The following is a 9,437-nucleotide window of genomic DNA, read 5'->3' on the forward strand; positions in this document are numbered from 1 at the left end:
TAGCCAAGCTTGATTAACCCTTCTGTATTGCCACCATTGGCGATAACTCATCGATACAATCAAAATAAAATCAAGACAACATTTAGACAAGATCGAGACAAGATTTAGGCAAGATTAAATAAGCGGCAATATCAGGCAAAAAAAACTATCACTTAACGCCTAGACGGATAATGACTCGGCGCACGAAGGCTAAAAGCCCTTCAGTGAAGGCGAGCAAAAGTATCCATAAAGTAGCAACCTAAACTGCGAGTCAAACACTCAACCTAACGGGATCAGGCGGCGACGACCTGTTGACGCTGCGCCCGCAGAGGATGCAACCGATTGTGCATCACCTTTATGGTGTCAAACTGCATCATCGTCTTCGCGCCCGATAAGACACATTCCGGCGATAACAACATCACCAAGGTAGCTTGCAAGGTATTTTCAACCACTAATACTAAGCTGCGCTGCTTTTGGCAACGAAGCTCAAATACCTTACCAATCTCAGCGTAAACACACACATCGCTAGGTTCGAAAAACCAAGATTTAGGCATTTGTGGGGTCAACATAAAATGGGCGGCAGTCGCATTGAGGGCAATTTGCACAATGGCGGCATCGGTCAACGCCAGACTCTTGGGTAATCTATCGAGTAGGTTCATATAAAATTTGGCGTGCGCAATATTAAATTCCGTGCGTGATAACGCATCAGGAATTAATGATTTTGCTTTATAAGCCGTCAGAAACTCTATCTCGGAACCTAACGATACGCTTAATACACCATACGAATCGTTATATTTCCATTGCCAATCCTTTTGCGGCATTAATAACATAACGTTTACCCACTATTTGAACACTAAAGCATAATAGTAGATATTTTATTCGATATCAAAATAAAAATAATAATATACAAATTAGTTAACAATAACTTAGTCGATCTCCTCTCATATCATAACGGCGATCTAAAGATCATTTTAGATCGCCGTTATATTTTAGGGCAAAATCACTTAACCCTAGCGGATTACTTTAACCGATAAGCTTCCACAATTTCTTTAATGAGTTTTGGACCTTGATAGATAAAGCCAGAATAAATCTGCACCATAGTGGCACCGGCATCAAACTTAGCTAAGGCATCCTCAGCACTATTAATACCGCCAACACCAATGATCGGGATCTGGCCTTTTAAGCAAGTCGCTAATTGTTTAATGACTTTAGTCGACAACTCCGCGAGGGGTTTGCCACTTAATCCACCGCTTTCATTGGCGTTTGCCAGTCCACTCACCCCGTCGCGGGTCAGTGTCGTGTTGGTAGCAATCGCGCCATCAAATTGATATTTAATGAGGGCCGCGGCAATATTCTCGATTTCTTCAATGGTTAAATCCGGGGCTATCTTGAGCGCGATAGGCACGTATTTTTGGTGTTTTTCGGCAAGCTCAAGTTGCTTAGTTTTAATCGCACCGAGGAGCTCATCTAATAGATCACCATATTGCAGTGCGCGTAAACCGGGGGTATTCGGTGATGAAATATTCACTGCAATATAGGCGGCATGCAGATAGACTTTTTCCATACAAATGAGGTAATCGTCTTTGCCCTGCTCTACCGGGGTGTCGCGATTTTTACCAATGTTGACACCCACCATGATATCGGACTTTTTCGCGATCAAATTTTTGACTAAATTATCGACGCCTTTGTTATTAAAGCCCATACGATTAATAATCGCTTTGGCCGGTTTTAGTCTAAATAAACGGGGTAAATCATTACCGGGTTGCGGTCTTGGCGTCACGGTACCCACTTCAATGTGACCAAAGCCCATAGCATGAAAGGCATCAATGGCATCCCCATCTTTATCCATTCCGGCGGCAAGACCAACGGGATTGGGAAATGTCAGTCCCATAAAGGAAACGGGCGCTGGGGTAATATCTTGGCGGTAAAAGCCATTTAACGGACTATTGCCCGTTAACTGTAAACTGCCAATGGCCAGATTATGAGCTCGCTCAGGATCCATCTGAAACATGACTTTCTGTGCGATTTTATAAAACATGTACTGTCCTCGACCTAAAAAAAGCCCCGGCAATCGCCAGGGCTCCTGATTGTAATAAAAGTTTACCTTTGCCCTTCGCAATGAAGGATCAGCAGATTAAGTTCACGTAGGGCGACTGAGAACTTAGCAAACTCATGGTTTTGCGACGTTTTGAAGTCAGCTAACATGTGGAACCATCTTTCCAGTAAGCCTTGATTAAGTTCCAGCCACTTGGAAATCACAGTTTGCGCATCACAGGTTTCACTGCAAGTTCTTAATACCACTGAACTTAATGCACGTTGTTGCCAATCTAACTCTTCCCTAAAGGCCGCGCGAGCCAGCGCTTGCCAATGGTTTGCCACAGGTTGAGCACTGATTTGTTCTAAGAACCAATGTAACTCAATTCGGGCGCCGAGTTTGAAATAGGTTTCAGCCACTAACGGTACGGACTTGCCATCGGCTTGGGCGATTTGGGCAATGTCTAACGCTGAGAATAAGGTACTCATGTTAGCCACCACGCTCGCGACCTGCTGCGGTACATTCTCTTTGATCAGCGCATCAATCTCAGTTTGAATGCCCGCGGCTTCTTCTGCGGCCAAATATAAATGAACATTGGCTTTAATCTGTTCAAATACTGGCTTAAAGAACGCGACCGTTTGCTCAATACTCCAACTACGATTGCGATGACGTAGGAACCAGCGACACGCACGGCGCATATTGCCCCGTAACTGGTGTAACATTTCGCCTTGCACTGCGGCAGGAACAATACCGTTCAAGTCAGTGATCGATTTAGTTAATTCAGCTAAACCAAATACTTCGCGAGCCATAGTGTAACAAATCGCAGCGTCAGCAACTGAGGCACCTGTCTCATCTTGCATACGTTGTACGAAGTTAAGTCCCATATCATTGACTAACTCATTGGCCAATGAAGTGGCGATGATTTCTCCCCGTAGCGGGTGAGTCGCCATTCTAGCACTGTAGAGTTCTTGCAGTTTTTTCGGGAAGTAGGCAATCAGCAATTGGCTTAACAAAGTATCTTCAGTAATTTCTGGGGTAACCAATTGCTCTTTGAGCACCATCTTGGCATAGGCGACCAGCACCGACAGTTCTGGACGGGTCAAGGCTCGACCACTGGCAAGGCGTTCTGCCAATTCTTCATCTGTGGGTAGAAATTCCAATGCGCGGTCTAACTTACCTTCTTTTTCAAGATATTGAATAAAGCGGATCTGCTCTTTTAACTGCTCAGCACCGCGCACTTGGGTCACAGAAATGGTGCGGGTTTGATCCTTACAATCCTGCAGTACAATTTGGCCGACTTCTTCGGTCATGTCTTCAAGTAAACGATTACGCTGCTTAAGCGTCAGTTCACCTTCGGCAACCATCGCATTTAATAAAATCTTGATGTTAACTTCATTGTCGGAGCAATCTACCCCGCCAACGTTATCGACAAAGTCAGTATTCAGGCGGCCACCGTTAGCGGCATATTCGATACGGCCTAACTGTGTACAACCTAAATTCCCGCCCTCACCCACGATCTTAGCGCGCAGTTCGCGACCATTGACCCGTAAGGCATCGTTCGCCCGATCGCCCACTTCAGCGTGGGTTTCGCGGGATGACTTAACATAGGTACCAATACCGCCGTTCCACAGCAGATCCACGGGCATTTTCAGCAGTTCTTTCATCAGCTCCGTCGGTGTCATCGCGGTTTGCTCAGTGGCGAGCATTTGCTGCATTTCAACTGACAACGCAATCGACTTAGACGAACGCAAAAACACGCCTCCGCCCTTAGAAATCAGCTGACGGTTATAGTCGTCCCAGCTTGAACGTGGCAGAGCAAATAATCGTGCCCGCTCAGCAAAACTCGCGGCAACATCGGGATTGGGATCAATAAAGATATGCATATGGTTGAATGCCGCCACCAATTTGGTGTGCTTAGACAACAACATGCCATTACCAAATACGTCTCCTGCCATATCACCAATACCTAAACAGGTAAAATCGGTGGTTTGACAATCGATGCCGAGCTCGCGGAAATGCCGCTTAACCGATTCCCAGCCGCCTTTAGCGGTGATCCCCATTTTCTTATGATCGTAACCATTACTGCCACCAGAGGCGAATGCATCCCCGAGCCAGAAACCGTATTCCAAAGAAATGGCATTAGCGATATCGGAGAACGTCGCGGTGCCTTTGTCGGCGGCAACCACTAAATAAGGATCGTCCTCATCGTGGCGCACGACGTCTAGCGGGTGGACTATCTCACCATTGATGATGTTATCGGTAATATCCAGCAGTGCGCGGATAAAAATGCGATAGCATTCTTGGCCTTCGGTAAACAGGACTTCACGGCCACCTTCGGTCGGCAGCTGTTTACAGACAAAGCCTCCTTTGGCGCCCACCGGCACAATCACTGTGTTTTTTACTTGTTGTGCTTTCTCTAAGCCAAGCACTTCGGTGCGAAAATCTTCACGGCGATCGGACCAGCGCAGGCCACCACGAGCGACTTTACCATAGCGTAAATGCACCCCTTCGACCCGTGGCGAATAGACGAAAATTTCAAATTTCGGCAATGGCCGTGGCATTTCAGGGATCATCGATGGCATAAATTTAAAGGAGATATAACTCTTAAATTCCCCTTTAGCATCGAGTTGATAGAAGTTGGTTCGCAGCGTGGCGTTGATCAATGCCAAATAACGCCGAATGATCCGGTCATCATCGAGGCTTGACACTTCGTCTAAGCGTAAATTGATCTGCTCCATAAACTTACCCACGGTGCGGGTCTTGAGTTTTGGATTGAACTTACGGATAAACATTTTGACCAACAAATCCGCGATTTGTGGGTAGCGGCCGAAAGTTTCTTCAATATAAGATTGGCTAAAAGTGGCATCAATCTGCCGCATGTATTTGGCATAGGCGCGTAATACCGAGACTTCGCGGCCGGTTAACCCTGAGGCCAAAATAATCCGGTTAAAACCATCGTCCTCTAATTTCTTTTGCCACACTTGGGATAATGCGTTTTGGAAACGATCTTGGCTGTCAGCGATATTATCGGTGTTGACGACTTTCACCGTCATCAGGAAGTCTAAGATCCAGAAGGTTGAACCGTCAGCGGTAGTGACCTCATAGGGACGTTCATTAATCACCCGTAGGCCAAAGTTTTCCAACATCGGCAACACGTCCGACAGATGAATAGGCTCATCTTTATGGAATAACTTGAGGCGGACTTTATTGTCATCAAGGGCCGCTTCTTGGGGTTGATAGAATAACATCCCCAATTTATGGTCATCATCTAAGGCCTCAAGCTGCTGCATATCGACCACGGCGGAGCTTGGTAGCACGTCTTCTTTATAACTTTGTTCAAAGGCGTTGGCGTAACGCTTCATCAGATGCGTCCCGGCTTCTTCTCCGAGGGCGTTATTCAGCGCGGTGCTTAACTTATCTTCCCAAGAACGTGCCGCTTCAATTAAATTATTTTCTATGGCAGCCACATCTACATCCATATTATTGTTGTCAACTTTGACGATGTAATGAGTACGGGCAAGGGTCGACTCTGAAAAATACGTCGTAAACTCAACATCTTCTTTGCTGTTAAAATGCTGAGCCAAAATACGTTGGGTATCTTGGCGCAGTTTGGTGTTATAGCGATCTTTTGCAACGTAAACCAAACAGGATAAGAAACGCCCAAAACCGTCTTTGCGGACAAACAATTTCAGCTTATCGCGATCTTGCATATCTAACACACCGTGGGCGATATCAGCTAAATCATCCACACTGGCTTGAATGATTTCGTCACGGGGAAGATTTTCCAAAATATTAAGCAAGGCTTTATAGTCATGGGACCTTGGGGTCAAGCCTGAACGATCAAGAATACGTTGTACCTTATCATTCAGCAGCGGAATTTCCCGTGGACTACGGTTGTAAACATTCGAGGCGTAAAGGCCAATAAAGCGGTCTTCACCGATGACATGGCCTTTATCATCAAAGCGTTTAATCCCGATATAGTCCACATAGGCAGGACGGTGCACTCGGCTCTTAGCGCTGCTCTTGGTCAAAATAAGTAAGCTGCTATCTAAGGCTTCTTTGCGGGCGCTGTCAGAAAAACTCGATAACAATAAACCTTGTTCAGAGTGGGCTTTACCCTGCTTATTCATCAAACCGAGGCTAGAGGCAATATTTGGCACCAACTCCACATCACCTTCAACCCGTTTTAAATCGTATTGCCGGTAACCGAGTAAGGTAAAATGATGATTATTAAGATAGGTTAAAAAGTTAATCGCTTCTTCTAATTCTTGCTTATCGCCGGGGAACGGCCGATGAGGTAACTCTTGAATGGTTTGGCTCAATTTGGCCGACATGGCTTGCCAATCGTTCACCGATGCAGCCACATCGCCAAGCACCGACTGAATTTCGCGCTCAAGAGCCTTGATCTCCTCAGTACTGCTTTGGCGATCAATTTCAATCAAAAACACGGCAATATGTTCATTACTCTCAGGGCTTTGGTTTAAGTAAGTGACCTTAGTGACCTCTTGACCTTCGCGTGCAATCGCCAGTGGTGTGTGTAACATCATATGGGCGGTGATCCCCATCCGCTTTAACGCCATGCCCACCGAATCGACCAAAAACGGCATATCCGGTTGGATAACTTCAATAATCGAATGGGTTGATTGCCAGCCATGTTTGGCCTGACTCGGGTTAAAAACTCTGAGATGAGTATGCCCTTTAGGGGTCTTGTTCAGCGCGTTCCATAAACTGAGAACAGCGCCATAGAGATCGCTATCATTACGCGCATTGAGGTCGTCTTTTGACATGTGGGCGTAAAGACAATTCGCGAATTGTTCAACTTGCTTGGCTTGTAAAGTAGGGACTTTCGTGTGAATTAAACTGACTACATTTTCGAGTAGTACTGAAGGCATTGCATCTTTCAAGGCCATGTTGCTGTTTCCTCAAGCGTCTATGGCAGCGCTTTTTTTCATTATTAGGATGCTTCGACTTAACAATCCCAGAAAAAATGAGTGTGATCTGGATCGTCCGCGCGAAGTTTATTACTAAATCCACGGTATTTCGAGGAAAATTTTAAGAGAGGCAGCTTACATTCCCCGCATTTGGCGCGAAAAGCCTTAGCAAAATGACCCAAAATTCGCTTTAAAAGCGTAACTATGCAAGTACATTGGAAGTACATTTGCATAAAAACATTTGTACAAAATCACTTAAGTCAGCGCCGTAACCAAAAAAGTGACTACCCTATAACACGCAATCCTACGCGCAGGGTTTAGCAAGAACAGTGAGTACTGGTGCAGATAAAGAAGGAAATTTCCTCAATAGCAAAGTATGAGGCAAAAATAAGGGGAGCTTACGCTCCCCCTGTGATGTGGCTTATTTGGCCTGACGCCAGAACACTGCCGCCAATGCCGGTAGAACAATCACCGCCCCAAGCATATTGACCACAAACATGAAGGTGAGCAGCACCCCCATATCCATTTGGAACTTAAGGGCCGAGAAAAACCAAGTACTCACCCCAATCGCCAAGGTTAATCCGGTAAAGATCACCGCGCTGCCCCGCTCAACCAAGGCCTCATAGTAAGCCTGCTGCACCGGCATCCCATTAGACAGTTTCGAGGACATCGTCGAGAGAATATAAATACCGTAGTCCACGCCGATACCAACGCCAAGCGCAATAACAGGCAAGGTACTGACCGTTAATCCAATATTAAGTTGCACCATCAACGCTTGGGCTAACGTCGACACCACATATAACGGAATAATCACCGCCACCGTTGCTTTAAAGGACTTAAAGCTGATTAAGCACAGGATAAATACGGCCGCATAGACATACACCATCATAGGTAACTGCGCTTGGGCGACCGCCTCGTTGGTCGCCGCCATCACCCCAACCGGACCTGAGGCCAACTTAAAGCTTAACTGGTCATTATCCATTTTGGCTGCCACGGCTTTGACCTTAGCCACAACGGTTTCAATGGTCTCTGCCTTATGATCTTCCATGAATAAATACACTGGCATCACCGAACAATCGCCATTTAATAACCCAGAGGTCGTCGGGATTTGGCCGATGGCCTGCACTAAACTGGCGGTCGTGCGCGGCAACACCTCCCACTTCGGATTCCCCTCGTTAAAGCCCGCATTCACTTTTTTGGCCACCGACGCCAAACTGACGGTAGAAGCCACTCCGGGTGTATTACGTACCAACCACTCAAACTCATCAATTTGGCTGAGCACATCATGGTAGGTGCACGCCTCCGGCGTCGCTTCAACAATCACCGTCATCACGTCGGTGGTGATCGAAAAATGATCGGTAATAAAGAAAGTATCGAGGTTATAACGGGAATCCTGATGCAATGCCGGAGCGCCACCTTGCAGATCGCCAATTTTCATCTTATTGGCCTCCTGCAATCCCGCAACATACAAGAGCGCCGTAGCAACAATCACCACCACGGCATACTTAGGAGTGGCAAATTTAGCTAAATAGCGCCAGATGCCATCAACCAAAGTGGCATGGGCTTGGGATGGCTGCGTGACCTTAACCTTAGTGAACGAAATCATCAACGGCAGCAGAATAAGATTAGTGAGAATGATCACCCCCACCCCTAAGGAGGCCGAAATCGCGAGCTCACGGATGATGCCGATATCAATAAACAGTAAGGTCACAAAGCCCACCGTATCAGACAGCAACGCCACCCCGCCAGGGACTAACAAACTGCGAAAAGCTAAAGCAGCGGCGCCTTTAGTGGTATGGCCTTCTTGTACTTTATGGGCCACCGCATTGATAATTTGCACCCCATGGCTCATGCCAATCGCAAACACCAAAAATGGCACTAGGATAGACATCGGATCCAGCCCAAAACCTATCACAGTTAACGAGCCAAGTTGCCACACCACTGCCACTATACTCGACACTAACGACAGTACGGTGAGAATGACGGACTGAGAAAAAATATACACCATGACTGCGGTGATAAGGATGGCAATGACAAAGAACAGCAATACCCCTTTAGCGCCATCGGCAACATCCCCGGCCATTTTAGCAAACCCAATGATATGGATTTTTACCTGATCGGTTTCATATTTGCCCCTCAACTCCTGCTCAAGCTGCGCGGCAAAGGCAATGGTATCAAGGGGTTTACCGGTTTGCGGATCAAAATCCATCAACTGCGCCGACACCATCGCCGCGCTGTAGTCATTCGCGATAAGGCGGCCAACAATGCCTGCTTTTTCAATATTATCGCGCACTGTATCGAGGCCCGCTTGAGAAGTCGAAAAATCGGCGGGGATCACCGGGCCACCGGCAAAGCCATCTTCAACCACCTCAGTAAAGCGTGTCGAAGGTGAAAACACTGACTTCACCTGGGAGCGTTCCACTCCCGGGATAAAAAACAGCTGATCGTGCACATTCTTTAAGGTGTTAAAATAGTTTGCATTGAAAATATTG

Annotated in this window: 4 protein-coding genes; all 4 read right to left on the reverse strand. The window is 46.6% G+C overall.

Annotation, left to right across the window (positions count from 1 at the left end):
* Positions 1 to 272: 272 nt before the first annotated feature.
* Entirely contained in the window at positions 273 to 809 is a 537-nt protein-coding gene (locus ACRCZA_RS13765; protein ID WP_438674981.1) for a cell division protein ZapC, read from the reverse strand.
* A 188-nt stretch (positions 810 to 997) separates the two neighbouring features.
* Positions 998 to 2,017: a quinone-dependent dihydroorotate dehydrogenase gene (pyrD, locus tag ACRCZA_RS13770; RefSeq protein ID WP_438674982.1), complete on the reverse strand. Its 1,020-nt coding sequence runs from the start codon at positions 2,015 to 2,017 to the stop codon at positions 998 to 1,000.
* A 62-nt stretch (positions 2,018 to 2,079) separates the two neighbouring features.
* Positions 2,080 to 6,924 carry an NAD-glutamate dehydrogenase gene (locus ACRCZA_RS13775; protein WP_438674983.1) on the reverse strand — a complete coding sequence of 1,615 codons (4,845 nt, stop codon included), beginning with the start codon at positions 6,922 to 6,924 and terminating at the stop codon, positions 2,080 to 2,082.
* Between the two features lie 442 nt (positions 6,925 to 7,366).
* On the reverse strand, positions 7,367 to 9,437 hold a 2,071-nt coding region (locus ACRCZA_RS13780), incomplete at its 5' end, for an efflux RND transporter permease subunit (protein WP_438674984.1).

The sequence above is a fragment of the Shewanella sp. genome, assembly GCF_051658185.1.
GTDB lineage: Bacteria > Pseudomonadota > Gammaproteobacteria > Enterobacterales > Shewanellaceae > Shewanella.